The sequence below is a fragment of the Pseudomonas sp. p1(2021b) genome, assembly GCF_020151015.1.
In the GTDB taxonomy this organism is placed as follows: Bacteria; Pseudomonadota; Gammaproteobacteria; order Pseudomonadales; family Pseudomonadaceae; genus Aquipseudomonas; species Aquipseudomonas putida_K.
In genome coordinates this window covers 1,225,985-1,252,429 of record NZ_CP083746.1, presented here as the reverse complement: position 1 = coordinate 1,252,429, position 26,445 = coordinate 1,225,985, and the positions used below count along the sequence as shown (strand labels likewise).

The 26,445-nt window shown below is 65.3% G+C and carries 23 protein-coding genes; 14 read left to right on the top strand and 9 right to left on the bottom strand.

All coding sequences use genetic code 11. The annotated features are described in order from the left end of the window. Window positions 1–27 precede the first annotated feature (27 nt). From minC to K8374_RS05830, 7 genes are all read left to right on the top strand, one after another. Window positions 28–789 (top strand): septum site-determining protein MinC, encoded by a 762-nt coding sequence (gene minC / locus K8374_RS05860; RefSeq protein ID WP_224458271.1) that lies wholly within the window; start codon window positions 28–30, stop codon window positions 787–789. A 96-nt stretch (window positions 790–885) separates the two neighbouring features. After that, on the top strand, window positions 886–1,698 hold the full coding sequence (gene minD / locus K8374_RS05855) for a septum site-determining protein MinD (RefSeq protein ID WP_084854875.1): 813 nt from the start codon (window positions 886–888) through the stop codon (window positions 1,696–1,698). A 3-nt stretch (window positions 1,699–1,701) separates the two neighbouring features. Further along, the gene (gene minE, locus K8374_RS05850) at window positions 1,702–1,956 is read left to right on the top strand and encodes a cell division topological specificity factor MinE (RefSeq protein WP_043206650.1); all 255 of its coding nucleotides are present in this window, start codon (window positions 1,702–1,704) and stop codon (window positions 1,954–1,956) included. Window positions 1,957–2,104: 148 nt separating this feature from the next. Further along, window positions 2,105–2,740, top strand: coding sequence for an RluA family pseudouridine synthase (locus K8374_RS05845; protein WP_224458270.1), 636 nt, complete (start codon window positions 2,105–2,107; stop codon window positions 2,738–2,740). Between the two features lie 145 nt (window positions 2,741–2,885). Then, window positions 2,886–4,175, top strand: a complete 1,290-nt coding sequence (locus K8374_RS05840; protein ID WP_224458269.1) for a M18 family aminopeptidase — start codon at window positions 2,886–2,888, stop codon at window positions 4,173–4,175. A 183-nt stretch (window positions 4,176–4,358) separates the two neighbouring features. Beyond that, window positions 4,359–4,523, top strand: coding sequence for a hypothetical protein (locus tag K8374_RS05835; protein ID WP_224458268.1), 165 nt, complete (start codon window positions 4,359–4,361; stop codon window positions 4,521–4,523). A gap of 47 nt (window positions 4,524–4,570) precedes the next feature. Next, window positions 4,571–6,727, top strand: coding sequence for a mechanosensitive ion channel family protein (locus tag K8374_RS05830; protein WP_224458267.1), 2,157 nt, complete (start codon window positions 4,571–4,573; stop codon window positions 6,725–6,727). A 15-nt stretch (window positions 6,728–6,742) separates the two neighbouring features. Here the strand turns inward: K8374_RS05830 and K8374_RS05825 are convergent, their stop codons facing one another. Continuing rightward, the gene (locus tag K8374_RS05825) at window positions 6,743–7,456 is read right to left on the bottom strand and encodes a UTRA domain-containing protein (protein WP_224458266.1); all 714 of its coding nucleotides are present in this window, start codon (window positions 7,454–7,456) and stop codon (window positions 6,743–6,745) included. Window positions 7,457–7,782: 326 nt separating this feature from the next. On the opposite strand from K8374_RS05825, the gene K8374_RS05820 reads away from it, so the two are divergent. The 6 genes from K8374_RS05820 to K8374_RS05795 all read left to right on the top strand — a co-directional run bounded on the left by K8374_RS05820 (window position 7,783) and on the right by K8374_RS05795 (window position 13,060). Next, complete coding sequence (locus K8374_RS05820; protein WP_224458265.1) at window positions 7,783–8,847, top strand: ABC transporter substrate-binding protein; 1,065 nt, start codon at window positions 7,783–7,785, stop codon at window positions 8,845–8,847. A 132-nt stretch (window positions 8,848–8,979) separates the two neighbouring features. Next, on the top strand, window positions 8,980–9,786 hold the full coding sequence (locus tag K8374_RS05815) for an alkaline phosphatase family protein (RefSeq protein ID WP_224458264.1): 807 nt from the start codon (window positions 8,980–8,982) through the stop codon (window positions 9,784–9,786). Then, a complete protein-coding gene (locus tag K8374_RS05810) occupies window positions 9,783–10,622 on the top strand; it encodes an ABC transporter permease (RefSeq protein WP_224458263.1) in 840 nt (279 codons plus the stop codon). The genes K8374_RS05815 and K8374_RS05810 overlap by 4 nt, the downstream gene beginning before the upstream one ends. Then, a complete protein-coding gene (locus K8374_RS05805) occupies window positions 10,612–11,403 on the top strand; it encodes an ABC transporter permease (protein ID WP_224458262.1) in 792 nt (263 codons plus the stop codon). The genes K8374_RS05810 and K8374_RS05805 overlap by 11 nt, the downstream gene beginning before the upstream one ends. 1 nt (window position 11,404) lies before the next feature. Continuing rightward, window positions 11,405–12,394, top strand: a complete 990-nt coding sequence (locus K8374_RS05800; RefSeq protein WP_224458261.1) for an ABC transporter ATP-binding protein — start codon at window positions 11,405–11,407, stop codon at window positions 12,392–12,394. A 12-nt stretch (window positions 12,395–12,406) separates the two neighbouring features. Then, entirely contained in the window at window positions 12,407–13,060 is a 654-nt protein-coding gene (locus K8374_RS05795) for an HAD family hydrolase (RefSeq protein WP_224458260.1), read from the top strand. Between the two features lie 136 nt (window positions 13,061–13,196). On the opposite strand, the gene K8374_RS05790 is transcribed toward K8374_RS05795, so the two are convergent. Beyond that, window positions 13,197–14,159, bottom strand: a complete 963-nt coding sequence (locus tag K8374_RS05790; RefSeq protein WP_224458259.1) for an NAD(P)H-quinone oxidoreductase — start codon at window positions 14,157–14,159, stop codon at window positions 13,197–13,199. Window positions 14,160–14,301: 142 nt separating this feature from the next. Here K8374_RS05790 and K8374_RS05785 point away from each other — a divergent pair, with 142 nt between their 5' ends. After that, window positions 14,302–16,383, top strand: coding sequence for a carboxy terminal-processing peptidase (locus K8374_RS05785; RefSeq protein ID WP_224458258.1), 2,082 nt, complete (start codon window positions 14,302–14,304; stop codon window positions 16,381–16,383). 264 nt (window positions 16,384–16,647) lie between these two features. On the opposite strand, the gene K8374_RS05780 is transcribed toward K8374_RS05785, so the two are convergent. The 7 genes from K8374_RS05780 to K8374_RS05750 all read right to left on the bottom strand — a co-directional run bounded on the left by K8374_RS05780 (window position 16,648) and on the right by K8374_RS05750 (window position 26,167). After that, window positions 16,648–17,016 (bottom strand): hypothetical protein, encoded by a 369-nt coding sequence (locus tag K8374_RS05780; protein ID WP_084854862.1) that lies wholly within the window; start codon window positions 17,014–17,016, stop codon window positions 16,648–16,650. Continuing rightward, the gene (locus K8374_RS05775; RefSeq protein WP_224458257.1) at window positions 17,013–17,351 is read right to left on the bottom strand and encodes a helix-turn-helix domain-containing protein; all 339 of its coding nucleotides are present in this window, start codon (window positions 17,349–17,351) and stop codon (window positions 17,013–17,015) included. The genes K8374_RS05780 and K8374_RS05775 overlap by 4 nt, the downstream gene beginning before the upstream one ends. A 98-nt stretch (window positions 17,352–17,449) precedes the next feature. Further along, window positions 17,450–17,890 carry a YkvA family protein gene (locus K8374_RS05770; RefSeq protein WP_224458256.1) on the bottom strand — a complete coding sequence of 147 codons (441 nt, stop codon included), beginning with the start codon at window positions 17,888–17,890 and terminating at the stop codon, window positions 17,450–17,452. Between the two features lie 346 nt (window positions 17,891–18,236). Beyond that, window positions 18,237–18,992, bottom strand: a complete 756-nt coding sequence (locus tag K8374_RS05765) for an FKBP-type peptidyl-prolyl cis-trans isomerase (RefSeq protein ID WP_084858656.1) — start codon at window positions 18,990–18,992, stop codon at window positions 18,237–18,239. Between the two features lie 177 nt (window positions 18,993–19,169). Further along, window positions 19,170–19,535: a nitrite reductase small subunit NirD gene (nirD, locus tag K8374_RS05760; RefSeq protein WP_224458255.1), complete on the bottom strand. Its 366-nt coding sequence runs from the start codon at window positions 19,533–19,535 to the stop codon at window positions 19,170–19,172. Continuing rightward, on the bottom strand, window positions 19,535–22,087 hold the full coding sequence (gene nirB / locus K8374_RS05755) for a nitrite reductase large subunit NirB (RefSeq protein WP_224458254.1): 2,553 nt from the start codon (window positions 22,085–22,087) through the stop codon (window positions 19,535–19,537). Before nirB ends, nirD begins: the two co-directional genes overlap by 1 nt. Window positions 22,088–22,417: 330 nt before the next feature. After that, entirely contained in the window at window positions 22,418–26,167 is a 3,750-nt protein-coding gene (locus tag K8374_RS05750; RefSeq protein ID WP_224458253.1) for a bifunctional nitrate reductase/sulfite reductase flavoprotein subunit alpha, read from the bottom strand. Window positions 26,168–26,445 lie beyond the last annotated feature (278 nt).

Here is a 26,445-nt window from a genome sequence, read left to right as displayed (position 1 = left end):
GGGCACTTTTTTCGCAACAAGCCGTCTATGCAGACCATGAGCCTCAACCAGACCTCCGACACCGCCCCCGTATTCCAGCTCAAAGGCAGCATGCTTGCCATCACCGTGCTGGAACTGGCGCGCAACGACCTCGAAGCCCTCGACCTGCAACTGGCGGCGAAAGTGGCCCAGGCCCCCAATTTCTTCAGTAACACGCCGTTGGTGCTGGCGCTGGACAAGCTGTCGGCCGACGGCGGCGCCATCGACCTGCCCGGCTTGATGCGCGTTTGCCGCCACCACGGCCTGCGCACCCTGGCCGTGCGCGCCAGCCGCATCGAAGACATCGCCGCGGCGATCGCCATCGACCTGCCGGTGCTGCCACCCTCCGGTGCCCGCGAGCGGCCGCTGGAACCGGAGCCCGAGGTGAAGAAGCCCGAGCCCGCCCCTACGCCGCCACCAGCGCCGGCCGAACCCGAAGTGCGCCCCACCCGCATCATCACCGCGCCGGTGCGCGGCGGCCAGCAGATCTACGCCCAGGGCGGCGACCTGGTGGTGACCGCCTCGGTCAGCCCGGGTGCGGAACTTCTCGCCGATGGCAACATCCATGTGTACGGCGCCATGCGTGGCCGCGCACTGGCGGGCATCAAGGGCAATACCCGGGCGCGCATCTTCTGCCAGCAGATGACCGCGGAGATGGTCTCCATCGCCGGCCAGTACAAGGTCTGCGAGGACCTGCGTCGCGACCCGCTGTGGGGGGCTGGCGTGCAGATCAGCCTGTCTGGCGATGTGTTGAACATCACCCGTCTTTAACGGATACTTGCCGGCATTTTTAGCGCAACTTTTTTCTTGTTGCCGTTTTTCGTATTTGCAGGGACCGCTGTCCCATTTATTTAGGGGTGAAACACCTTGGCCAAGATTCTCGTGGTTACTTCCGGCAAGGGGGGTGTGGGCAAGACCACCACCAGCGCCGCCATCGGTACCGGCCTCGCTCTGCGCGGCTACAAGACTGTCATCGTCGACTTCGACGTCGGCCTGCGTAACCTCGACCTGATCATGGGCTGCGAGCGCCGCGTGGTGTACGACTTCGTCAACGTGGTCAACGGCGAGGCCAACCTGCAGCAGGCCCTGATCAAGGACAAGCGCCTGGAGAACCTGTTCGTGCTGGCCGCCAGCCAGACCCGCGACAAGGACGCCCTGACCCAGGAAGGCGTCGAGAAGGTGCTGATGGAGCTCAAGGAAACCTTCGACTTCGTCATCTGCGACTCCCCGGCCGGCATCGAGAAAGGCGCCCACCTGGCGATGTACTTCGCCGACGAGGCCATCGTCGTGACCAACCCGGAAGTGTCCTCGGTCCGTGACTCCGACCGCATGCTGGGCATCCTGTCGAGCAAGTCGCGCCGCTCCGAGAACGGCGAGGAGCCGATCAAGGAACACCTGCTGATCACCCGTTATCACCCTGAGCGCGTCGAGAAAGGCGAGATGCTCAGCATCGCCGACGTCGAAGAGATCCTGGCGATCAAGCTCAAGGGTGTGATTCCCGAATCCCAGGCCGTGCTCAAGGCCTCCAACCAGGGCATCCCGGTCATCCTCGACGACCAGAGCGATGCCGGCCAGGCGTACAGCGACACCGTCGACCGCCTGCTGGGCAAAGAGAAGCCACTGCGGTTCATCGATGTGCAGAAGCAAGGATTCTTCGCGCGCCTGTTTGGAGGCAAGTAAACCATGAACCTTTTTGACTTCTTTCGTGGCAGACAGAAACAAAGCAGCGCGTCGGTAGCGAAAGAGCGTCTACAGATCATCGTGGCGCACGAACGCGGCCAGCGCAGCGAACCGGATTACCTGCCTGCCCTGCAGAAAGAGCTGCTGGAAGTGATCCGCAAGTATGTGAACATCGGCAGCGACGACGTGCATATCGAACTCGAGAACCAGGGTAGCTGCTCGATCCTGGAGCTGAACATCACCCTGCCTGATCGCTGATCCATCGCACAGGGGCCGCTTTGCAGCCCTTTCGCGGCACAAGGCCGCTCCTACAGGCATTGCACCGTACCTGTAGGAGCGGCCTTGTGCCGCGAAAGGGCCGTGAAGCGGCCCCTGTGGTCTACACCGTCTCCCCAGGGAACATGCAATGCCGCTGTCGAACATCCAGATCCTCTTCGAAGACGACGCCATCCTGGTGGTCAACAAGCCCACCCTGCTGCTGTCGGTGCCGGGCCGCGCCGAGGACAACAAGGACTGCCTGATCACCCGCCTGCAGGAAAACGGCTACCCCGATGCCCTGATCGTCCATCGCCTGGACTGGGAGACCTCCGGCATCATCCTGCTGGCCCGCGATGCCGACAGCCATCGCGAGCTGTCGCGCCAGTTCCATGACCGCGAGACCGAGAAGGCCTACACCGCCCTGTGCTGGGGCCAGCCGGCGTTGGACAGCGGCAGCATCGACCTGCCCCTGCGCTACGACCCGCCGACCAAGCCGCGCCATGTGGTGGACCACGAGCACGGCAAGCATGCCCTGACCTTCTGGCGCGTGCTCGAGCGTTGCGCCGACCACTGCCGGGTGGAGCTGACCCCGATCACCGGGCGTTCGCACCAGTTGCGCGTGCACATGTTGTCGATCGGCCACCCGCTGCTGGGCGACCGGCTGTACGCCAACCCCGAGGCGCTGGCGGCCCATGAGCGGCTGTGCCTGCATGCCTCGATGCTGAGCTTTACCCACCCGGTGTCCGGGGAGCGCCTGAAGTTCGAGTGCCCGGCGCCGTTCTGAGGCGCGTGAAGCGGTCGCTTCGCGGGTAAACCCGCTCCCACAGGCCCTGCGCCATCCCTGTGGGAGCGGGTTTACCCGCGAAGACGCCGCGACAAATTCATGGGCAACTGCGCTAAACTCGCGCCACTGCTGTCTGGAGTGAGTTATGCGCGATTCCCTGAATGCTGGCCTGATCGATTTCCTCAAGGCTTCCCCGACGCCCTTCCATGCCACCGCGAGCCTCGCCCAGCGCCTGGAGGCCGCCGGCTACCAGCGTCTGGACGAACGCGACAGCTGGGCCACGGTGCCCGGTGGCCGCTACTACGTCACCCGCAACGACTCCTCGATCATCGCCATCAAGCTGGGCAGGCAATCGCCCCTGATCGGCGGCATCCGCATGGTCGGCGCCCATACCGACAGCCCTTGCCTGCGGGTCAAGCCACAGCCAGAACTGCAGCGCCATGGTTTCCTGCAGTTGGGCGTCGAAGTCTATGGCGGCGCCCTGCTCGCGCCCTGGTTCGACCGCGACCTGTCCCTGGCCGGCCGAGTCACCTTCCGCCGCGACGGCAAGGTCGAGAGCCAGCTGGTGGACTTCAAGCTGCCGATCGCGGTTATCCCCAACCTGGCCATCCACCTCAACCGCACCGCCAACGAAGGCTGGGCAATCAACCCGCAGACCGAGCTGCCGCCGATCCTGGCCCAGGTTGCCGGTGACGAGCGGGTCGACTTCCGCGCCCTGCTCACCGAGCAGCTGGCGCGCGAGCACGAGCTCAACGCCGACGTGGTGCTGGACTATGAGCTGAGCTTCTATGACACCCAGGACGCCGCACTGGTCGGCCTGAACGGCGACTTCATCGCCGGTGCCCGCCTGGACAACCTGCTGTCGTGCTACGCCGGCCTGCAGGCGCTGCTGGCCGCCGACAGCGACGAGACCTGCGTGCTGGTGTGCAACGACCACGAGGAAGTCGGTTCCTGCTCAGCGTGCGGCGCCGATGGCCCGATGCTCGAACAGACCCTGCAACGCCTGCTGCCCGACGGCGACGACTACGTGCGCACCCTCCAGCGCTCGCTGCTGGTGTCGGCCGACAACGCCCACGGCGTGCACCCCAACTACGCCGACAAGCACGACGGCAACCACGGGCCCAAGCTCAACGCCGGGCCCGTGATCAAGGTCAACAACAACCAGCGCTACGCCACCAACAGCGAGACCGCCGGGTTCTTCCGCCACCTGTGCATGGCCGAGGAAGTGCCGGTGCAAAGCTTCGTGGTACGCAGCGACATGGGCTGCGGCTCGACCATCGGCCCGATCACCGCCAGCCACCTGGGCGTGCGCACCGTCGACATCGGCCTGCCGACCTTCGCCATGCACTCGATTCGCGAACTGTGCGGCAGCCACGACCTGGCGCACCTGGTGAAGGTATTGACCGCGTTCTATCGCAGTCGCGAGTTGCCCTGAAACCGTACCGCCCGATCGCCGGCAAGCCGACTCCCACAGGTATAGCGGTGTCTCTAAGAGCACGCAGGACCGGTGGGAGCCGGCTTGCCGGCGATGGGGACAACACCTAACCCGGATCAATGCCCACGGCTGCCCAACCCGCTATGCTTACTACATTGCCATCATGTAGAAGGATGCCTGTTCATGTCGCCGTTCCTTTCCCTGTTCCTGCCGGTGTTCATCGGCCTGCTGCTGTTGACCATCGGCTTCAGCCTGCGCGAACGCAATGTCGGCGTACTGATGATGTGGATCGGCACCCTCGGCATTTTCGGCATCATGTGCTGGAAGATCCTCGCGAAACTGACCTGAAAAATCCTCTACACTGCGGCAATCGTTTGCCCTGAGGTAGATTTTCGGTGCCTGCCCTCCTGCGTTGCCTTGCCCTGTTGCTGTTTCTCTTCATCGCTCCCGTCCAGGCCGCCGGCCTGCCCGGCCTGCTAGGTGCGGGCAAGCCTGCGCAACCGGAAGCGACGCAACCCTTGGGCCAGTCGCTGGACGAGGTGATCAAGAACCTGGAGAACGACCAGCAGCGCACCCAGTTGCTCAACGACCTGAAGAAACTGCGCGATGCCACCAAACAGTCGCAGCCCAGCGCCGAACAAGGCGTACTGGGCCTGATCGGCGGTGCCTTGCATGACCTGGAGAAGCAGTTCAGCGGTGAGGCCAGCCCGTTCCGGCGTTGGTCGATGGAGATCGACCAGGCCCAGGACGAACTGGCGGCCTTGGTGGTGCCGGTGCACCAATGGCCGGCGATCCTGTTCGGCTTTGCCGCGATCATCGCGGTCTGGAGCCTGCTGGCCTACGCCTTCAACTGGATCGGCCACCGCGTGCGCCTGCGCTTCGTCCTGAGCGAAGAGCTGCCGCAGCACCCGCGGACCTGGGACCTGGTGCGCTTCGCCTTGCGCAAGTTGGGGCCATGGCTGGTCGCCTTGGTGTTCACCGTTTACCTGAGCTTCGCCCTGCCCTCCTCGCTGGGCAAGTCGCTGGCCATGGTGCTGGCCTATGCGCTGGTGGTGGGCACGCTGTTCTCGGCGATCTGCGTGATCGCCTTCTCCCTGCTCGACGGCCCCCATCGCCACCAGGCCTTGCACATCCTGCGGCGCCAGGCGTTCCGCCCGCTGTGGTTGATCGGCAGCTTCGCCGCGTTCGGCGAGGCGATGAGCGACCCGCGCATGACCACCGCCCTGGGCAGCCACCTGGCCCACACCCTGGCGACCCTGGCCAATGTGGTGGCGGCAATATGCACGGGCCTGTTCATCCTGCGCTTCCGCCGCCCCATCGCCCACCTGATCCGCAACCAGCCCCTGTCGCGCCGCCTGACCCGCCGCACCCTGAGCGACACCATCGAGATCCTCGGCAGCTTCTGGTTCGTGCCAGCGTTGATCCTGGTGGCGATCTCGTTGTTCGCCACCTTCGTGTCCGCCGGCGATACCAGCACGGCGCTGCGCCAATCGCTGATGTGCACGGTGCTGGTGGTGGTGTGCATGGTGCTCAACGGCCTGGTGCGCCGCCACGCCGCCAACCCCAAGCGGGCCAATCGGCGCCAGGAGGTCTATGCCGAGCGCCTGCGCAACTTTGCCTATGCGCTGGTGCACCTGTTCATCTGGCTGGTCTTCATCGAACTGGGCCTGCGGGTCTGGGGGCTGTCGATGATCAATTTCGCCGAGGGCAGCGGGCACGAAGTCAGCGTGCGCGTGCTGGGCCTGGCCGGAACCTTGATCGCTGCCTGGCTGGTCTGGATCCTGGCCGACACCGCCGTGCACCATGCCCTGGTGCGCTCGCGCCGAGGCCTGGCCAATGCCCGCGCGCAGACGATGATGCCGTTGATCCGCAACGTGATGTTCGTGGCGATCTTCATCATCGCGGTGATCGTCGCCCTGGCCAACATGGGCATGAACGTCACGCCGTTGCTGGCCGGTGCCGGTGTCATCGGCCTTGCCATCGGCTTCGGTGCCCAGTCACTGGTGGCGGACCTGATCACGGGGCTGTTCATCATCATCGAGGACTCCCTGGCCATCGACGACTATGTGGATGTCGGTGGCCACCTGGGCACGGTGGAGGGCCTGACCATCCGTACCGTGCGCCTGCGGGATATCGACGGGATCGTGCATACCATTCCGTTCAGCGAGATCAAGAGCATCAAGAACTACTCGCGCGAGTTCGGCTACGCGATCTTCCGCGTGGCGATCCCGCACAGCATGAACATCGACCAGGCCATCACGTTGATCCGCGAGGTGGGGCAGAAGCTGCGCAACGACCCGCTGATGCGGCGCAATATCTGGTCGCCGCTGGAGCTGCAAGGGGTGGAGAGTTTCGAGTCGGGGTCGGCGATCCTGCGGGCGCGGTTCAAGACGGCGCCGATCAAGCAATGGGAAGTGTCGCGGGCGTTCAACCTGGCGTTGAAGCGGCAGCTGGATGAGGCGGGGCTGGACCTGGCGACGCCGCGGCTGTCGGTGCAGGTGGTGACAGCCGGCGGGGGTGGCATGAGCGAGGCCGGCGGGGCTGGCAACTAGGGCTGCTTCGCGCCACTACCCCACCTCTGCCCGGATGCGAATGGCATCATGCCGCCAATACTCCAGGTCGCAATCGATCACATGCCCATGCTGGTCGCTGTTGACCCGCGTGACGTGCAACCCCGCACTGCCCGCTGAAACCTTCAGCGCCGCCGCGGCCGCCCCCGGCAAGGCCGTGGGCAGGATCTCGAAGCACACCCGCCCGTAGCGGATGCCGAACTCACGGGCATAGATCTCGGTCAGCGACTGCCCCAGGTCCTGGCCCAGGATGCCGGGGAAATACTGTGGGTTGAGGTAGTGCTCGGCATACAGCACCGCCCGCCCATCGATGCGCCGCAAGCGGCAGATACGCACCACGCTCGACAGCGCTGGCAACCCCAGCCGTGCACAGATCGCCGCCGGCGCCGGCTGCAACCGCGCCGACAACAGCTCGGTGCCCGGCTCCCGCCCCTGGGCACGCACCATGGCATGGAAATGGCTGCGCTCGACCAGGTCGTAGGTCAGCCGCTCGGGTGCCACGAACCAGCCCCGGCGCTCCTCCCGGTAGATCAACCCCTGCGCCTCCAGCTGTACCAGCGCCTCGCGCAAGGTGATACGCGTGGTATCGAACACCTCGCTCAACTTGCGCTCGGCCGGCAGCTTGCCCCCCGGCGCCAGCAGGCCGTGTTCGATCTGCTCCTGCAACGCATGGCAGATGGCTGTTACCGCGCGCGGTGGCGTCGATTGCATCGAAGGTTACCTATCTGGACTAGTCCAGCCCCAGAACAGGGCCATTGGAGATTAGCGCAAGCCTAGGCACAGCCCATGAACATCCTGTGACAAAGCCCTCGTCCCGCACCTGGCAGGACAGGCCCAGGCCCCGGGATTCAAGGCCTGGGATCTGGTCTACGCTGTACTGCCAGGGCCCCGGCGCGCATTTTCACGCCCAGGCCTTACATCAAACTGTCACGCAACCGGCCTACCTTGGCTCGAGGTTTGCTGACCTAGACCACACGTTCGCAAGCATGGGTTTCCTCACATCACAACATTGCAAGGCCCTAGCAAAGGAGCTTCGGATGAAAACGTTCTTCATGGCGTCACTGCTCGGCTCGACCATCGCCCTGTGCACTTCGGCCATGGCCGCCGGTACCGACCTCAAGGCCCTGGAAGAGGCCGCTCGCAAGGAAGGTGTGATCAACAGCGTGGGCATGCCCGATGCCTGGGCCAACTGGAAAGGTACCTGGGCGGACCTGGCCAGCAAGTACGGCCTCAAGCACAGCGACACCGACATGAGCTCTGCCCAGGAAATCGCCAAGTTCGACGCCGAGAAGAGCAACGCCAGCGCCGATATCGGCGATGTGGGCGCCGCCTTCGGCCCCATCGCCGTGACCAAGGGCGTGACCCAGCCCTACAAGCCAAGCACCTGGGACCAGGTACCCGCCTGGGCCAAGGATCAGGACGGCCACTGGGCCCTGGCCTATACCGGCACCATCGCCTTCATCATCAACAAGGACCTGGTCAAGGAAGGCGAGCGCCCGAAAACCTGGCACGACCTGGAAAAAGGCACGTACAAGGTCGCCATCGGTGACGTCGGTACCGCCGCCCAGGCTGCCAACGGCGTGCTGGCCGCTGCCATCGCCTATAAAGGCGACGAAAGCAACATCGAGCCGGGCCTGCAACTGTTCACCAAGCTGGCCCAGGACAAGCGCCTGTCGCTGGCCAACCCGACCATCCAGACCCTCGAGAAGGGCGAAGTGGAGGTCGGCGTGGTGTGGGACTTCAATGGCCTGAGCTACCGCGAGCAGATCGATCCCAAGCGCTTCGAGGTGCTGATCCCCTCCGACGGTTCGGTGATCTCCGGCTACACCACCATCATCAACAAGTACGCCAAACACCCCAACGCCGCCAAGCTCACCCGTGAGTACATCTTCAGCGATGCCGGCCAGACCAACCTGGCCATCGGCCATGCCCGACCGATTCGCGCCGAGCACCTGAAGCTGCCGGCCGAGGTGCAGGCCAAGCTGCTGCCCAACGAGCAATACCGTGCGGCGCAGCCGATCAAGAATGCCGAGGCCTGGGAAGCGACCTCCAAGAAACTGCCGCAGATGTGGCAGGAGCAAGTGATCATCGAGATGGAATGAGGCGGCTCACGCCCTGTGGGCGCGGGCTTGCCCCGCGATGGCGTCAGGTCAGACAACCGCGTCTGCAGGATTGACGCCATCGCGGGACAAGCCCGCTCCTACAGGGGCGTCGTCGCCCTCTGCGGAGCGCTTATGAACCACAACGTCATCCTGGTCCTGCTCGACGGTCTCAACCACCAGGTCGCCCACCATGCCATGGGCCACCTGCACGCCTATGTCGAAGCTGACCGCGCCGCGCTGTACCGCATCGAATGCGAGCTGCCGTCGCTGTCACGGCCCCTGTACGAATGCATCCTCACCGGCGTGGCCCCCATCGACAGCGGCATCGTGCACAACAACGTCAACCGCCTGTCGAACCAACGCAGCGTCTTCCACTACGCCCGCGAAGCGGGCTTGGGCACCGCGGCGGCGGCCTACCACTGGATCAGCGAGCTGTACAACCGCTCGCCCTTCGACCCGCTGCGCGACCGTCACACCCATGCACCTAAGCTGCCCATCCAGCACGGGCTGTTCTACTACGCCGACCATTACCCCGACTCGCACCTGCTGGCCGACGCCGAGTACCTGCGCCGTCGCCATGCCCCGAACTTCCTGCTCGTACACCCGATGAACATCGATGACGCCGGCCATCGTCATGGCCTGGACAGCAGTCAGTACCGCAACGCCGCACGCTGCGTCGACATCCTCCTGGCCGACTACTTGCCACGCTGGCTCGAAGAGGGCTACCAGGTGCTGGTGACCGCTGATCACGGCATGAACAACGACCGCTCGCACAACGGCCTGCTGGCCGAGGAGCGTGAAGTGCCGTTGTTCGTGTTCGGCGAGGCGTTCAGCCTCGACCCCGCAGCCAAGCCCTTGCAGACCGAGCTGTGCGGCACGATCTGCGAGCTGCTGGGCGCAGCCCACGACAAGCCGGTCTGCCGGGAGCTGCTCAAGTGAATACCCGCCCTCGCGGCCGCTACCTGGCCCTGCTCTGCCTGCTGCCGTTCGCCCTGTTCTTCATCGTGTTCCAGATCGCCCCGCTGGCCTGGGTGGCCATCAACAGCCTGCAGAGCGAAAGCGGCTGGGGGCTGGCCAACTTCAACAAGGTGTTCGCCTCCAAGTTCTACCTGCAGGCGCTGCAGCGCAGCCTGGAGATCAGCTTCTGGTCGAGCCTGTTCGGCATCGTCATCGCCACCCTCGGCGCTTACTCCCTGCGCCAGGTGGACTCGCGCCTGCGCGACTTCGTCAGCGCCTTCGCCAACATGACCAGCAACTTCGCCGGGGTGCCGCTGGCATTCGCCTTCATCATCCTGCTGGGCTTCAACGGTGCGCTGACCTTGCTGCTCAAGCAGGCCGGCCTGTTGGAAGACTTCAGCATCTATTCCAAGAGCGGCCTGATCCTGGTGTACACCTATTTCCAGATCCCCCTGGGGGTGCTGCTGCTCTACCCAGCCTTCGACGCCCTGCGTGAAGATTGGCGCGAGTCCGCGGCACTGCTGGGCGCCAGCCACTGGCAGTACTGGCGGCACATCGGCTTGCCAGTGCTGGCCCCTGCCCTGCTGGGCACCTTCGTCATCCTGCTGGCCAACGCTCTGGGCGCCTATGCCACGGTCTATGCCCTGACCACCGGCAACTTCAACGTGCTGCCGATCCGCATCGCCGCCCTGGTGGCCGGCGACATCACCCTCGACCCGAACCTGGCCAGCGCCCTGGCGATGGTGCTGGTGGGGTTGATGACGCTGGTCACGGTGGTCCATCAATGGCTGCTCAAGAGGAGCTACCATGCGCGCTGAACCTCGCGGCAACCTCTACCACCGGGTGGTGGTGCACCTGCTGTTCCTCATCCTGCTGCTGCCGTTAGCCGGCACCCTGCTCTATTCCCTGGCCACCAGCTGGTCGGCGAGCCTGCTGCCCAGCGGCCTGACCTTCAAGTGGTACCTGGCGCTGTGGAGCGAACCGCGCTTCCTGGCGGCCTTCGGCCAGTCACTGCTGGTATGCGTCGGCGCGCTGGTGCTGTCGGTGGTGCTGATCCTGCCGCTGTTGTTCGTGGTGCACTACCACTTCCCGCGCCTGGACGCGCTGATGAACATCCTCATCCTGCTGCCCTTCGCCGTGCCGCCGGTGGTGTCTTCGGTGGGCCTGCTGCAGCTGTACGGCAGCGGGCCGATGGCCATGGTCGGCACACCGTGGATCCTCATCGGCTGCTACTTCACCATCGCCTTGCCGTTCATGTACCGGGCCATCACCAACAACCTGCAGGCGATCAACCTGCGCGACCTGATGGACGCCGCCCAGCTGCTGGGGGCCAGCACCTGGCAGGCAGCCTTGCTGGTGGTGCTGCCGAACTTGCGCAAGGGCCTGATGGTGGCGCTGCTGCTGTCGTTCTCGTTCCTGTTCGGCGAGTTCGTGTTCGCCAACCTGCTGGTGGGGACCCGCTACGAGACCTTGCAGGTCTATCTGAACAACATGCGCAACAGCAGCGGCCATTTCAACAGCGCACTGGTAATCTCCTACTTCGCCTTCGTGCTGGTGCTGACCTGGGTCGCCAATCGCCTGAACAAGGACAAATCCTGACATGAGCTTCGTCAGCGTACAGAAACTGCACAAAAGCTACGCCGGCAACCCGGTGTTCCATGACATCGACTGCCAGATCGAACGCGGCGAGTTCGTCACCCTGCTCGGCCCTTCCGGTTGCGGCAAGTCGACCCTGCTGCGCTGCATCGCCGGGCTGACCCCGGTGGACAGCGGCCGCATCCTGCTCGACGGCCATGACCTGGTGCCGCTCAGCCCGCAGAAACGCGGCATCGGCATGGTGTTCCAGAGCTATGCGCTGTTCCCCAACATGACCGTGGAGCAGAATGTCGCCTTCGGTCTGCGCATGCAGAAGATCCAGGCCGACGAAAGCCTGGCGCGGGTGCGCGAGGCCCTGGCGCTGGTGGAGCTTTCCAGCTTCGCCGGGCGCTACCCGCATCAACTGTCGGGCGGGCAGTGCCAGCGCGTGGCCCTGGCCCGCTCGCTGGTGACCCGCCCGCGCCTGCTGCTGCTCGACGAACCGCTGTCGGCCCTGGATGCACGCATCCGTAAGCACCTGCGCGAGCAGATCCGCGCCATCCAGCGCGAGCTGGGCCTGACCACCATCTTCGTCACCCATGACCAGGAAGAGGCGCTGACGATGTCCGACCGCATCTTCCTGATGAACCAGGGGCGCATCGTCCAGAGCGGCGATGCCGAAACCCTCTATACCGCGCCCGTGGACCTGTTCGCCGCAGGCTTCATCGGCAACTACAACCTGCTCGAGCCCGATACCGCCAGCCGCCTGCTGCAGCGCCCGGTGACCAGCCGCCTGGCGATCCGCCCGGAAGCCATCAGCCTGCGCCTGGAAGGTGAGCTGGATGCCCAGGTACGCAGCCACAGCCTGCTGGGCAACGTCATTCGCTATCGGGTAGAAGTGCGTGGCGTGGAACTGGTGGTGGACGTGCTCAATCGCTCGTCGGCCGACCTGCACGCCGACGGGCAGCGGGTATCCTTGTCGATCGACCCCACGGCGCTACGAGAAGTGGCCTAGGAGAACAACGCAATGGCATTGGCAATATTCGATCTTGACGAAACCCTCATCCACGGCGACTGCGCCTCGTTGTGGAGCAAACAGATGGCCCAGCTGGGCTGGGTGGACGGCAAGGCATTCCTGCGCCGCGACCAGGAGCTGATGGAGGCCTACGGCAAGGGCCACCTGAAGATGGAAGAGTACATGGCCTTCAGCCTGGAGCCGATTGCCGGGCGCACCCTCGAGGAGGTGGAGCACCTGGTCGAGCCCTGGGTCGAGGATGTGATCGAGCCGATCATCTATGGCGACGCCTGCCGCTGTATCGCCGAGCACCGCAAGCGCGGTGACCGGATCCTGATCATCTCCGCCTCGGGCACCCACCTGGTCGGGCCGATCGCAGCGCGCCTGGGGGTGGACGAATACCTGGCGATCGAGCTGGAGGCGGTGAACGGGGTGTATACCGGCAAGACCCATGGGGTGCTGACCTACCGCGAGGGCAAGATCACTCGCCTGCTGGAGTGGCTGGACCAGGAGCAGGAAAACCTGGAAGGGGCGAGTTTCTATTCCGACTCGCGCAACGACCTGCCGTTGTTGCTGAAGGTGGACTACCCCCATGTGGTCAACCCGGACCCGGTGCTGCGCGAGCATGCCGAAGTCAATGGCTGGCCGATTCTGAGCTGGAGCTGAGATCCCGGGGGCGCTTTGCGCCCCTTTCGCGGCACGAGGCCGCTCCTACACAGGATCGCGTCGCCCTGACGGGATCGCGTCGCCCTGTAGGAGCGGCCTTGTGCCGCGAAAGGGCTGCAAAGCAGCCCCAGCAATCTCAAGCCAAACCAGGATCGATCACCAGCACCAGCTTGCCCGACACCTGGTTGCTCGCCAGCTCCGCATACGCCGCCTCGGCGAACGCCACCGGGTAGGTGTCCACCAACTGCGGCGACAGCCGCCCTTCGCCGAACAACGGCCACACCTGCTGCACCAGCTCGCGCAGCAGCTCGCCCTTGAATTCATCGCTGCGATTACGCAAGGTCGAGCCGGTGACCTGCGCCCGCTTGGCCAGCACCTGCGCCAAGTCCAGCTCGACCTTGCGCCCGCCCATCAGGCCGATGATCACCCAGCGCCCATCGCGGGCCAGCAATTCGAGGTTCATTTGCCCATAGCTGGCGCCCACCGGGTCGAGGATCACATCGAACGGCCCGAACGCCTTCAGCTCGTCCAGGTTCTCGTTGCGCACCACGCCACCGGCAGCCCCCAGCGCCTGGCAGTAGGCCAGGCGATCCTGCGAGCCGACACTGACCCACACCGGGTTGCCGAATGCCTTGCACAGCTGGATCGCCGCCGAGCCGACGCCACTGGCGCCTGCGTGCACCAGCACCTTCTCGCCGGCCTTCACCGCGCCCAGCTGGAAGATGTTCAGCCAGGCCGTGGCATACACCTCGGGCAGCGCCGCCGCCTCGTGCAGGCTCAGGCCTTCGGGCACCGGCAGCACATGGCGCGCATCGACCACCACTTCCTCGGCCATGGCGCCGCTGGCCAACAGCGCGCAGACCCGGTCGCCCACCCGCCAGTCGGCGCCTGCACCCACTTCCTCGACCACCCCGGCGCACTCCAGGCCCATGTAGGGGCTCGCGCCTGGCGGCGGCGGGTACAGGCCTTTCATCTGCAGCAGGTCGGCGCGGTTGAGTCCCGCTGCGGCCACACGAATACGCACCTGGCCTGCGTCACAGGTCGGGCGCTCGGCTTCGACCCAGGCCACATGTCCGTCAACGCCTTGCAATGCCTTCACAGTGCCTCCATAGTTGAGTCATGACTGAGCCCGGGATCGCCATGTCCCGGGCTTTTTGCAGTATGCGTCCGGCTCTTGTGGAACCGGCGAACGGAAAAGACGGCCTACTATGCGTGATCAATTGCCTTTACGTCGAATCAGCATGAAGCATTTCCTGCCCAGCACTGCCCTCGCCCTCCTGATCGGCCTCGGCAGCCTCACGCTCGGTGGCAATGCGGCGGCCGCCAACAAGTGGGACAGCCTGCAGCCTGACCGTGACGAAATCGTCGCCAGCCTGAACGTGGTGGAGCTGCTCAAGCGCCACCACTACAGCAAGCCGCCGCTGGACGATGCCCGTTCGATCATCATCTACGACAGCTACATCAAGCTGCTCGACCCCTCGCGCAGCTACTTCACCGCCACCGACATCGCCCAGTTCGACAAGTGGAAGACCCAGTTCGACGACTTCCTCAAGAGCGGCAACCTCGAACCTGGCTTCACCATCTACAAGCGCTATCTGGACCGGGTGAAGTCGCGCCTGGACTTCGCCCTGGCCGAACTGGCCAAAGGCGTCGACAAGATGGACTTCACCACCAAGGAAACCTTGCTGGTCGACCGCGAGGATGCGCCCTGGATGAAGAACGAGGCCGAGCTCGACGACCTGTGGCGCAAGCGCGTCAAGGACGAGGTGCTGCGCCAGAAGCTCGCCGGCAAGGATCCCAAGCAGATCCAGGAAACCCTGACCAAGCGCTACAAGAACCAGCTGTCGCGCCTGGACCAGACCCGTGCCGAGGACATCTTCCAGGCCTACATCAATACCTTCGCCCAGTCCTACGACCCGCACACCAACTACCTGTCGCCGGACAACGCGGAAAACTTCGACATCAACATGAGCCTGTCGCTCGAAGGCATCGGTGCGGTGCTGCAGAGCGACAACGACCAGGTCAAGATCGTGCGCCTGGTGCCGGCAGGCCCGGCGGCCAAGACCAAGCAAGTGGCGCCGGCCGACAAGATCATCGGCGTGGCCCAGGGCGACAAGGAAATGGTCGACGTGGTCGGCTGGCGCCTGGACGAAGTGGTCAAGCTGATCCGCGGCCCGAAAGGCTCGGTGGTCCGCCTGGAAATCATCCCGGCCAGCAATGCGCCGAACGACCAGACCAGCAAAGTGGTGTCGATCACGCGCGAAGCGGTCAAGCTCGAGGAGCAGGCTGCCAAGAAGTCGGTGCTCAAGCTCAAGCAGGACGGGCGCGACTACAAGCTGGGCATCATCGAGATCCCGGCCTTCTACCTGGACTTCAAGGCCTACCGTGCAGGTGACCCTGACTACAAGAGCACCACACGCGACGTGAAGAAGCTGCTCACCGAGCTGCAGAAGGAAAAGGTCGACGGCGTGGTCATCGACCTGCGCAACAACGGCGGCGGCTCCCTGCAGGAAGCCACCGAACTGACCAGCCTGTTCATCGAGAAAGGCCCGACCGTGCTGGTGCGCAACAGCGATGGCCGCGTCGACGTGCTCGAGGACGAGAACCCCGGCGCCTTCTACAAGGGCCCATTGGCGCTGCTGGTCAACCGCCTCTCGGCCTCGGCCTCGGAGATCTTCGCCGGCGCCATGCAGGACTACCACCGCGCGCTGATCATCGGCGGCCAGACCTTCGGCAAAGGCACCGTGCAGACCATCCAGCCGCTCAACCATGGCGAGCTGAAGCTGACCCTGGCCAAGTTCTACCGGGTCTCCGGGCAGAGCACCCAACACCAGGGCGTGCTGCCGGACATCGACTACCCATCGATCATCGACACCAAGGAAATCGGCGAGAGCGCCCTGCCCGAAGCCATGCCGTGGGATACCATCCGCCCGGTGGTGCGCCCTGCGGTCGACCCGTTCAAGCCGTTCCTGGCCGAGCTCAAGGCCCGTCATGACGCACGCAGCGCCAAGGACCCGGAATTCGCCTACATCCGCGACCGCCTGGCCCTGACCCAGAAGCTGATGAACGAGAAGACCGTCAGCCTCAACGAGCAGGAGCGCCGCGCACGCCACGATGAAATCGAGGCCAAGCAACTGGCGCTGGAGAACGTCCGTCGCAAGGCCAAGGGCGAGGAACCGCTCAAGGAGCTGAAGAAAGAAGACGAGGATGCCCTGCCGGTGGAGGACGAGGACACCAAGCCTGAGGACGACGCCTACCTGGCCGAGACCGGGCGCATCCTGCTCGACTACCTGAGCTTGAACGCGCAGGTGGCCAAGCACTGAGGTAACTGCGTTGGCAAACAGGGGCGGACATTTTCATGTCCGCCCCTTTTTTATGTGGACCTTTTTGCGCAGTGGGGTGTTACGCCCTATCGCCGGCAAGCCGGCTCCCACAGGGATCGCGCTTTACTGGAGCGGCCTGGTGGGAGCAACTGCCCGGCCCACTCTCTGGCAAATCAGTTCCCACAGTATGGCGGTGTCGCTGAAAACAGCGCAGGAAAGGTGGGAGCCGGCTTGCCGGCGATAGGCTGCGAAACAGCCCCGGGCTCAGGCCTGTTCCGGATAGCTGTACTCGAACACCCGCACCACTTCCGAGGCATGCCAGGATGCTGCCTCGAGCCCATCGACCGGCCCCGAGAAGCGCCCCAGGCGCTCGACGCATTCGAAGAAGCCGGTGCGTGGCAGGCGGCTGGCCCCTTGGCTGATCACCAGCGAGCTGCGCAGCGGCTGCTCGGCCCGGGCGTCGAGCACGGCCAGGTATTCCAGGGCAGCGGTAAGGGTCTGCATCGCCGGGCTGGGCAATTGCAGGCGTTCGATCAACGCGCGATAGGTCAGCAGGTGGCGTTGGCGACGGGCCAGATCGAGCTCGTTCAACAGGTTGTCCCAATGCTGGCGGCTGATCCTGACCTGGCTCATGACGGCTCGCTCCAGCCAGCGACGCCCAGGTGCCAGGCCAGGCTGCGCAGGATCGCCGCATCCGGCTGGCGCTCCCCGGCCTCGATCATCGCCAGGTAGGCCGGGCTGATGCCGACATTGCGCGCCAATTGCTCGGGCGCCAGGCCCTTGGCCTGGCGCAGGCGTGTCAATTCGCTCAATGCCACCAAGGCCGGGGCCTCGGCGGCGACTGCAGGTTCGTTCGTTGGTGCCTCGGCAGGTGCCTGCCCCGCGGCCTTGAGCAGTGCCTGGTACTGTTCCCACGGAACCACGGCATACTCGGGCTGACCGTCCCGGCTGATGACCTGAATACCCATACAACCCCCTTACGTAGGATTACTGCATGTAATCCGTAGGCATAATCCTTATGCCAATTATATGTCCAAGCGCGGGCGTATGCGCGGCTGAGGCGATTTCAGGGCGCTCCGCGCTCCAGGCGCAGGGCTTCGGGGGTGTCCGGCAGGCGTTCGACCACCCGCAAGCGCTCGGGTGCCTGGTTGTCGCGCCAGGCCTTGAAGCGGTTCAATTCATCGCCCACGGCCTTGAGTACCCAGCCCAATACGGCAATGTCGTCGAGGAAGCCAACCCCCAGCAGCCAGTCGGGAATGGCATCCAGGGGGCTGACGAAATACAGCAGGCCCGCCACCACCGTGACCAGCGCCTTGGGGCTGATGGCGCGGTATTCGCCACGCCACCACGCCAGGCACAGGCCTTGGAGCAAACGGACGTCCTCCCGCAGCTGGCCAAGCTTGGGGCCTTTGCGGGCCACGGCGAACAGCAAGGCCGGCAGCCGACCGCGGCTGAGCAGGCGCTCGGCCAGGGGCAGGAAGCGGGCGAAATTCCAGGGTGCGCTCATGGGGCCTCCATATCGGCAGGGAAGGTTATCCACATTTATTGTGGATAACCTTGTGAACAGGGGGCAGTTTCCGACGCGAGGCGCCCACTGGGCAAGGGTCTGGCTCAGATCGGGCGTTTTTTACACAGCTGTTTCAGAACCGCAAACGTTTTGCGTCGGTGGGCTGCCCTTTCTTCGACACCCCGGGGTTTATGGGGTTCGTTCAGAAATAAAGGGGCCGCTTTGCGCCCCATCGCGGCACAAGGCCGCTCCTACAGGGGACGTGCGGATGGCACGGCTGGTGTAGGAGCGGCCTTGTGCCGCGATGGGGCGCGAAGCGGCCCCTTTGTCTGGATCTGACGCGGTATTACTTGGCGGGCTCTTCAGCCGCTGGCGCTTCGGCTTCCGGCGCCTCGCCCTGGGCGTTGGCCGGGTCCTTGATGCCCAGCAGCTCCAAGTCGAAGACCAGTACCGAGTTCGCCGGAATCAGCGGGCTCGGGCTCTGGGCACCGTAGGCCAGGTCAGCCGGGATGTACAGCTTGTACTTCTCGCCGACGTGCATCAGTTGCAGGCCTTCGACCCAACCCGGGATCACGCCGCTGACCGGCAGGTCGATCGGGCTGCCACGTTCGACGGAGCTGTCGAACACCTTGCCATCGATCAGCTTGCCTTCGTAGTGGACAGTGACCACGTCGGTCGGCTTGGGCTGCGGGCCGTCGGCCTTCTTGACCACTTCGTACTGCAGGCCCGAGGCGGTGGTGACGACGCCTGGCTTCTTGCCGTTCTCTTCGAGGAATTTCTTGCCGGCGCTGGCCGCTTCCTCGCTGGCCTTGGCCAGACGCTCTTCGGCGCGCTTCTGCAGATCGGTGAAGGCCGCTACCAGGTCTTCGTCCTTGATGCGCTGCTCTTTCTTGGCAACCGCATCCTCGATACCGAGGGCCACCGCTTTGGAATCTAGGTCTTCCATGCCTTCCTGAGCCAGGCTCTTGCCCATGTTCAGGCCGATACCGTAGGAGGCTTTCTGTGCCGGAGTCTTCAGCTCGACGCTGCTGGTCTGAGCGTCGCAGCCCGCGAGGACCAAACCAACCAGGGCAACCGCAGCCGCCAAACGATGCTGTTTCATGCTAGTTCCTTGTTCATGCGCCATAAGGGCAATCAGGTAAAGCCGCGAGCTTAGCAGGCGGCCATGACCAATGGCTACCGGCATGAGAGCCAGGAAAGTCCGATAAGTTCACGGATATTTCCCCATAGCTGAAACGAACCGTCCTGCCCGACCGCTTGCAATTTCACAGCGCACGCTTCAAGCGCACGTCGCAAGCTCCACCGCATCGCCGCAAAGGCGCACCGGCCACACGCGCAAGGCCTGCGTCGTGTCCTCCAGGCAGTGCCCGTCGTGGAGGCTGAAATGCTGCTTGTACAGTGGCGCCGCGACCACCAGCTGCCCGTGCAGGCTGCCGACCAGGCCACGACCGATGATATTGGCGCCGGAACGCGGGTCACGGTTGTCGAGGGCGTACACGGGCTGGGCCTGGCCGGGCAGGTAGAACAGGGCCACCTGTTCGCCCTCATGCCAGACCACCACGCCGGAGTCGGCGACCAGGTCCTGGAGCCGGCAGACCGTTTGCCAGCCGGGTTGCGTTGCGACAGCAGCGTTGGACGTTTTCATCAGATAGCCTCCTGGGTGGTGGGAATCAAATGCAAGGGTGCGGCGGGCCGACGCTGCTCGCGCTCGCGGACGAAGTGCACGTCCGGGTCGGGGCGCTGGTCGTTGACGAAGGTGCGAAAGCGCTTGAGCTTTTCCGGGTCCTTGAGGGCGTTGGCCCATTCGCATTCGTAGCGCTCGACCACATGCTGCATCTGCGCCTCCAGCTCGCTGGCCAGGCCCAGGCTGTCGTCGATGATCACCTGCTTGAGGTAGTCCAGCCCGCCTTCCAGGCTCTCGCGCCAGACCGAGGTGCGCTGCAGCTTGTCGGCGGTGCGGATGTAGAACATCAGCAGCCGGTCGATCAGGCGCACCAGGGTTTCGTCGTCGAGGTCGGTGGCGAACAGCTCGGCATGGCGCGGGCGCATGCCACCGTTGCCGCAGACGTACAGGTTCCAGCCCTTGTCGGTGGCGATCACGCCGATGTCCTTGCTCTGCGCCTCGGCGCATTCGCGAGTGCAGCCGGAGACCGCGAACTTGAGCTTGTGCGGCGAGCGCAGGCCCTTGTAGCGGTCTTCCAGGCGCAGGGCCATGGCGACGCTGTCCTGCACGCCATAGCGGCACCAGGTGCTGCCCACGCAGGACTTCACCGTGCGGGTCGACTTGCCGTAGGCATGGCCGGTCTCGAACCCGGCCTCGATCAGCTCGCCCCAGATCAAGGGCAGCTCGTGCAGCTGGGCGCCGAACAGGTCGATGCGCTGGCCGCCGGTGATCTTGGTGTAGAGGTCGTACTTCTTCGCCACTTGGCCGATCACGATCAGCTTGTCGGGGGTGATCTCGCCGCCGGGAATGCGCGGCACCACCGAGTAGGTGCCGTTCTTCTGCATATTGGCCATGAAGGTGTCGTTGGTGTCCTGCAGCGGCACCAGGGACGGGTCCATGATCGGCTGGTTCCAGCAGGACGCCAGTATCGAGCCCACGGTGGGCTTGCAGATGTCACAGCCGACATGGCCTCTGCCGTGGCGCGCGAGCAGGTCGGCGAAGGTGCGGATGCCTTCGACCCGCACCAGCGCATAGAGCTCCTGGCGGGTGTAGGCGAAGTGTTCGCAAAGGCTCTTGTCCACCGCCACGCCGCGCGCCGCCAGTTCGTGCTCGAAGACCTGCTTGAGCAACGCCGCGCAGCCGCCGCACCCGCTGGCGGCCTTGGTGCAGCCCTTGACTGCGGCGAGGTCGGCGCAGCCGCTGTCGATCGCCGCGCAGACCGCGCCCTTGCTGACGTTGTGGCAGGAGCAGATGGTCGCGCTGTCGGGCAGTGCATCGGCGCCCAAGGCCGGCGCCCCGCTGCCTTGGGGCAGGATCAGCGCCGCCGGGTCGGCCGGCAGGGCGATGCCGTTCTGCACGTACTGCAGCAGGGTGTCGTAATAGCTGTTGTCGCCCACCAGCACCGCGCCGAGCACACGCTTGCCGCTGGCATCCACCACCAGCCGGCGATAGGCCGCGTTGGCCTCGTCGATGAAGCGATAGCTGCGCGAACCCGGCGTGGCACCGTGGGCATCGCCGATGGAGCCGACATCCACACCCAGCAGCTTGAGCTTGGTGGACATGTCGGCGCCGGTGAAGGCCTGGGCAGGCTCGCCTGCCAACAGCGTCGCCAGGTTGCGGGCCATGCCGTAGCCTGGCGCCACCAGGCCGAACACGCTGCCGTTCCACGACGCGCATTCGCCGATGGCGAAGATGCGTGGGTCGCTGCTGCGACAATCGCCGTCGATCACCACGCCGCCCCGGGCGGCGACCTCCAGGTCGCAGGCGCGGGCCAGGGCATCCTGGGGGCGGATTCCGGCGGAGAATACGATCAGGTCGGTTTCCAGGTGCTCGCCGCCGTCGAAGTTCATGCGATAGCGGTAGGCCTCGCCAGCACTGATCGACTGGGTGGCCCGGGACAGGTGCACGCCCACGCCCAGCGCCTCGATCTGCGCGCATAGGGCAGCACCACCCTCGCCATCGAGCTGCACCGGCATCAGCCGTGGCGCGAACTCCACCACATGGGCTTCCAGGCCCAGGGCCTTCAGGGCATTGGCCGCCTCCAGGCCGAGCAGGCCACCACCGACCACCACGCCACGGCGGGCGTTGCCGGCTGCCGCGCGGATGGCGTCGAGGTCGTCCAGGGTGCGATAGACCAGGCGCGCGGTGCCGCTGGAGCCTTCGATCGGCGGCACGAAGGGGTAGGAGCCAGTGGCGAGGATCAACTGGTCGTAGCCGTAGCGCCCTTCGGCCGTGAGCACCTCGCAGCGTTCACGGTCTATGGCCAGCACGGCCTCGCCCAGGTGCAAGTGCACGCCGTGGCGGTCGTAGAAGTCCCGTTCGCACAGCGCCAGAGCCTCGGCATCGCTACCACCGAAATAGTCGGAGAGGTGCACGCGGTCGTAGGCGCGCTGGCGTTCCTCGCCGAACACGCGCAGCTCGAAACGCGCCAGGGCGCCGCGTTCGATCAGTTGTTCGACGCAGTGGTGGCCGACCATGCCATTGCCGACGATGACCAGTCGCTCTCGTTGCCCGCTGTTCGCTGTTGCCTTCATAGCCGATCCTCGCGAAAAAAAGGCGCCTGGAGCCGAAGCTCCAGGCGCCTTTGCCTGTTCTCATCAGTAGTGGGCCCGGGCTGGTCGCCGTTGATCAGCAGGGCATGTTGTAAGGGTTCAGAAGCAGGGAGTGTGCCAACTCACCATTAGGCGTTGCCCCCTTTCTGTAGGAGCGGGCTTGTCCCGCGATCAAGGGCGAAGCCCTCGCCAGACGACGGTGATATCGGGGCCAGCCTAATCGCGGGACAAGCCCGCTCCTACAAGGATCACGCCAGTTCTCAGGGGTACGCAAAGCTCCAATCCAGTGCACGCCTGCTCATCCTGGGGCACTCAGTACACATCGCGCCGGTAGCGGCCGGCTTTGTTCAAGGCGTCCATGTAGGCCTGGGCGGCCTCGCTATCGAGGCCGCCATGCTCGGCGATGACCTGGTGCAAGGCCGCGTCGACATCCTTGGCCATGCGCAGGGCGTCGCCGCACACGTAGAAGTAGGCGCCCTCCTCCAGCCAGCGCCACAACTGCGCCCCCTGCTCCAGCATGCGCTGCTGGACATAGACCTTGCTCGCCTGGTCGCGGGAGAACGCCGTGCTCAGCTGCAGGTGGCCGCTGGCCTGCCAGGCCAGCAACTGGTCGCGGTAGTAGAAATCGCAGGCTTGGTGCTGTTCGCCGAAGAACAGCCAGTTGCCCCCACTCGCCCCGCGCGCCTGGCGCTCTTCGAGGAACGCCCGGAACGGCGCGATACCCGTGCCAGGGCCGACCATGATCACCGGCGTGCGGTCGTCCTCGGGCAGGCGGAAGTGCTTCGCCACTTGGGGGAAGATCGCCACCTCTAGCCCTTCGGCGCGGTCGGCGAGGAAGGTCGAGCACACGCCCTTGCGCGTGCCGTAGCGCACCGTGGAGACGGTCAGGTGAACCTGGCCGGGGTGCGCGGCTGGGCTCGAGCTGATCGAGTACAACCGAGGCTGCAAGGGCCTGAGCAGGTCCAGCCACTGCGCCAGTGACAACGCCTGCGGGAACTCGCGCAACACATCGGCCAGTTGCCGCCCCCACAGCCAGCTTCTCAGATCGGCCTTGCGTTCGGGCAGCAGCATGCCCCGCAGGTCGCCGCTCGCTCGGCTGAACACCTCCAGTTGCCGAGGGCTGACCCGGGCGATGTCCAGGTGCCGTTCCATCGCCGTGGCCAATGGCATGGGGGCGTGACCCTTGAGCTCGACCGTAAGCCGGCCGTCCAGCTGCATCAGGGCCAGCATTTCCCCGACCAGCGCCGGGCAGTTGCGAGGCCAAACGCCCAGGGCATCACCGGCCTGGTAGGTGAAACCACTGTCGCCCAGGTCGAACACCAATTGGCGCGTCTCCTTGCTGGCGCCCGGGCCATTGAGCAGGCGGTTTTCCACCAGCCTGGCCGGCAGGGGGCGCTGCTTGTCGAAGGCGACGCTGGAAACGCGCCCAGGCGAGGTCTTCACCGGTGCCTTGCCCAACTCAGGCAGCAGTGCGTCGAGCCAGGCGGCGAAGGCATCATCGAAATCCGGTTCGCAATCGACCCGGGCCAACAGTCGGCGGGCGCCGAGCTCGGTCAGCCGCGAATCGAGCTTGCGGCCAAAGCCGCAGAACTGGTCGTAGCTGGAGTCCCCCAAGGCCAGCACCGCATAGGGCAGCTCGGCGCAGTGGCTGCCTTGCTCGCCCTGCAGCGCCTGCCAGAAGGCGGCGCCACTGGCAGGGGCTTCGCCGTCGCCGAAGGTGCTGGCGATCAGTACCACACTGGCGGCACCCTGCAACTGGCGCGGGCTGACGGCTTCCATACAGCTGACCTCCACGGCCAACCCTGCCTCGCGCAGGCATTGGCCGCAGCGCTCGGCCAGTGTCTCGCCATTGCCGGTCTGCGAGGCCCAGAGCACGTGGTGGCGAGGCCCATCGGACAGTGCCTCGGTAGCGGGGCTCAGTTCGAGCACCTCGATACGCGCCCCGGCGACCCGCTCAATGGCCACGGCGCAATGCTTGTAGGCCGGTTGCAGCGAGGTTGGGTCGACTGCATCGCAGGTCACCGCGTTGATGGCCAGTCGTTCGCCGAACACGTCGTTCCAATGGAAAGGCGCGAAGCAGTTGCCCACCTGCACCCGGTCGCTGACCCGCGCGGGCAGCACGGCCTGGCCGCGACGGGAGCGGATCGCCACCTGGTCGTGCTCGGCGATCCCCAGGCGGGCGGCATCTTCGGGGTTCAGTTCGACGAAGGGGCCCGGGTCGAGTTTGTTCAGCCGGGCGACCTTGCCGGTCTTGGTCAGGGTGTGCCATTGGTGCTGCACGCGCCCGGTGTTGAGCACCAGCGGGAAGTGCGCGTCAGGCCGTTCGGCCGCTGGCAGCCAGGGGCGTGCGAGGAAGCGTGCCTTGCCGCTGGGCGTGGGGAAGACCAATGCTCGGTGGGCACCGTCATGGAGGTAGCGCAACGGGCTGCGGTCATTGTCGCGCCCTGGGGGGCAGGGCCATTGGCGGGGTTTCTCGCGCAGCTCGGCATAGCCGATGCCGCGCAGGTCGTAGCCGGTCGTGGGGTTCCAGAAGCGGCGCAGCTCGTCGAACACCGCCTCGGCATCGGGGTAGTCGAACCCATCCGCATAACCCATGGCACAGGCGATGCGCGCGATGATCTGCCAGTCAGGCAGGCTCTGGCCGGGCGGCTCGACCGCCTTGGGCATCAGGGTCAGGTTGCGCTCGCTGTTGACCATCACCCCTTCGCCTTCGGCCCAAAGGGCAGCGGGCAACAGGATATCGGCGTAGCGGTTGGTCTCGGTGTCGAGGAACGCATCCTGGACGATCACCAGCTCTGCCTGGCCCAGGCCGTCGATGACCTGCTGGCGATTGGCGACACTGGCCACCGGATTGCTGCAGATGATCCAACAAGCCTTCACCTCCCCCGCCTTCATCTGTTCGAACAGCGCCACGGTGCCCTCGCCGCCTTCGCTGCGCAGGCTGCCCGGGGCAAGCCCCCACTGCTGTTCGACGAACGCCCGGTCGGCGGCGTCCTGCGCCGAACGCTGGCCCGGCAACCCGGGGCCCATGTAGCCCATTTCGCGCCCGCCCATGGCATTGGGTTGGCCGGTCAACGAGAACGGGCCGCTGCCCAGGCGGCAAATGGCGCCGGTGGCCAGGTGCAGGTTGCACAGGGCATTGCTGTGCCAAGTGCCGTGGATGCTCTGGTTCAGGCCCATGGTCCAGCAGCTCATCCAGTTGCCGGCTCGGCCGATCCAGTCAGCGGCCTGGTGAATGTCGGCCTCGGCGAGGCCGGTAATGGCAGCGACCCGCTGCGGGGTGTAAGCCTCGAGGAAAGCGGGCATCGCCTCCCAGCCTTCGGTGTGACGAGCGATGAAGTCGGCGTCAGTATGGCCATTGCGGTGCAACAGGTGCAGCAGGCCGTTGAGCAGGGCCAGGTCGGTACCCGGGCGCACCTGCAGGAACAGGTCGGCCTTGTCGGCGGTGGCGCTGCGCCGGGGGTCGACGACGATCAGCCTGGCGCCGGCCTTGAGCCGGTCGAGCAGGCGCAGGAAGAGGATCGGGTGGCAATCGGCCATGTTCGCACCGATCACCAGGAACACCTCGGCGTGCTCGAAATCCTGGTAGCTGCCCGGTGGCCCGTCGGCGCCCAGGGACTGCTTGTAGCCGCTGCTGGCGCTGGCCATGCACAGGCGCGAATTGGACTCGATGTGCCGCGTGCCGATGAAACCCTTGGCCAACTTGTTGGCCAGGTACTGCGCCTCCAGCGACATCTGCCCGGACACATAGAGCGCCACTGCATCCGGGCCGTGGGTGTCGATGATCTCACGCAGACGGTCGGCGGCCTGTTCGATGGCGCTGTCCAGGGTGCCCTGCACGGGCTCATGACCGCGCTGCCGGCGCATGAACGCGTGGGTCATGCGCCCGGCGGCGGTCAGCGGCAGATGAGCGGTCTGGCCCTTGGTGCAGAGGCGACCGAAGTTGCTCGGGTGGTGCTTGTCACCGCTGATCTTGGTGACCTTGCCGTCCGTCACGGTCATGACGATGCCACACCCTACCCCGCAATACGGGCACACACTGCGCACTTCGCTGCTGCTCATCGGTCGATCTCCTGGCCGCATGAACGAAAAAAGGCGCCGGCCGCCCCGCCCTGCAGAAGCAGGAGGAGCAGCACGGCGCCTTTGTCGTGGAGGCCATCGGCGTTGATGGCCTGGATGCAGGAGCATCAGCAATTACTGGGCCAAGCGCAGGTATCAGCCCACCCCACAGGGTCTTCAGTGTCTTTGAGGGAACAGAAACAGTAGGAGCGGGCTTGCCCCGCGATTCGGCCAGCACAGAAATAGCACCCAACCGTTGGGCTCGCACCAATCGGTGGCAC

Bases quoted from the DNA above. Each gene is read 5' to 3' on its own strand.
- minC (WP_224458271.1), top strand. From the start codon at position 28: ATGCAGACCATGAGCCTCAACCAGACCTCCGACACCGCCCCCGTATTC.
- minE (WP_043206650.1), top strand. From the start codon at position 1,702: ATGAACCTTTTTGACTTCTTTCGTGGCAGACAGAAACAAAGCAGCGCG.
- K8374_RS05845 (WP_224458270.1), top strand. From the start codon at position 2,105: ATGCCGCTGTCGAACATCCAGATCCTCTTCGAAGACGACGCCATCCTG.
- K8374_RS05840 (WP_224458269.1), top strand. From the start codon at position 2,886: ATGCGCGATTCCCTGAATGCTGGCCTGATCGATTTCCTCAAGGCTTCC.
- K8374_RS05835 (WP_224458268.1), top strand. From the start codon at position 4,359: ATGTCGCCGTTCCTTTCCCTGTTCCTGCCGGTGTTCATCGGCCTGCTG.
- K8374_RS05825 (WP_224458266.1), bottom strand. From the start codon at position 7,456: ATGCAATCGACGCCACCGCGCGCGGTAACAGCCATCTGCCATGCGTTG.
- K8374_RS05820 (WP_224458265.1), top strand. From the start codon at position 7,783: ATGAAAACGTTCTTCATGGCGTCACTGCTCGGCTCGACCATCGCCCTG.
- K8374_RS05815 (WP_224458264.1), top strand. From the start codon at position 8,980: ATGAACCACAACGTCATCCTGGTCCTGCTCGACGGTCTCAACCACCAG.
- K8374_RS05805 (WP_224458262.1), top strand. From the start codon at position 10,612: ATGCGCGCTGAACCTCGCGGCAACCTCTACCACCGGGTGGTGGTGCAC.
- K8374_RS05800 (WP_224458261.1), top strand. From the start codon at position 11,405: ATGAGCTTCGTCAGCGTACAGAAACTGCACAAAAGCTACGCCGGCAAC.
- K8374_RS05795 (WP_224458260.1), top strand. From the start codon at position 12,407: ATGGCATTGGCAATATTCGATCTTGACGAAACCCTCATCCACGGCGAC.
- K8374_RS05785 (WP_224458258.1), top strand. From the start codon at position 14,302: ATGAAGCATTTCCTGCCCAGCACTGCCCTCGCCCTCCTGATCGGCCTC.
- K8374_RS05780 (WP_084854862.1), bottom strand. From the start codon at position 17,016: ATGAGCCAGGTCAGGATCAGCCGCCAGCATTGGGACAACCTGTTGAAC.
- K8374_RS05775 (WP_224458257.1), bottom strand. From the start codon at position 17,351: ATGGGTATTCAGGTCATCAGCCGGGACGGTCAGCCCGAGTATGCCGTG.
- K8374_RS05770 (WP_224458256.1), bottom strand. From the start codon at position 17,890: ATGAGCGCACCCTGGAATTTCGCCCGCTTCCTGCCCCTGGCCGAGCGC.
- K8374_RS05765 (WP_084858656.1), bottom strand. From the start codon at position 18,992: ATGAAACAGCATCGTTTGGCGGCTGCGGTTGCCCTGGTTGGTTTGGTC.
- nirD (WP_224458255.1), bottom strand. From the start codon at position 19,535: ATGAAAACGTCCAACGCTGCTGTCGCAACGCAACCCGGCTGGCAAACG.
- nirB (WP_224458254.1), bottom strand. From the start codon at position 22,087: ATGAAGGCAACAGCGAACAGCGGGCAACGAGAGCGACTGGTCATCGTC.
- K8374_RS05750 (WP_224458253.1), bottom strand. From the start codon at position 26,167: ATGAGCAGCAGCGAAGTGCGCAGTGTGTGCCCGTATTGCGGGGTAGGG.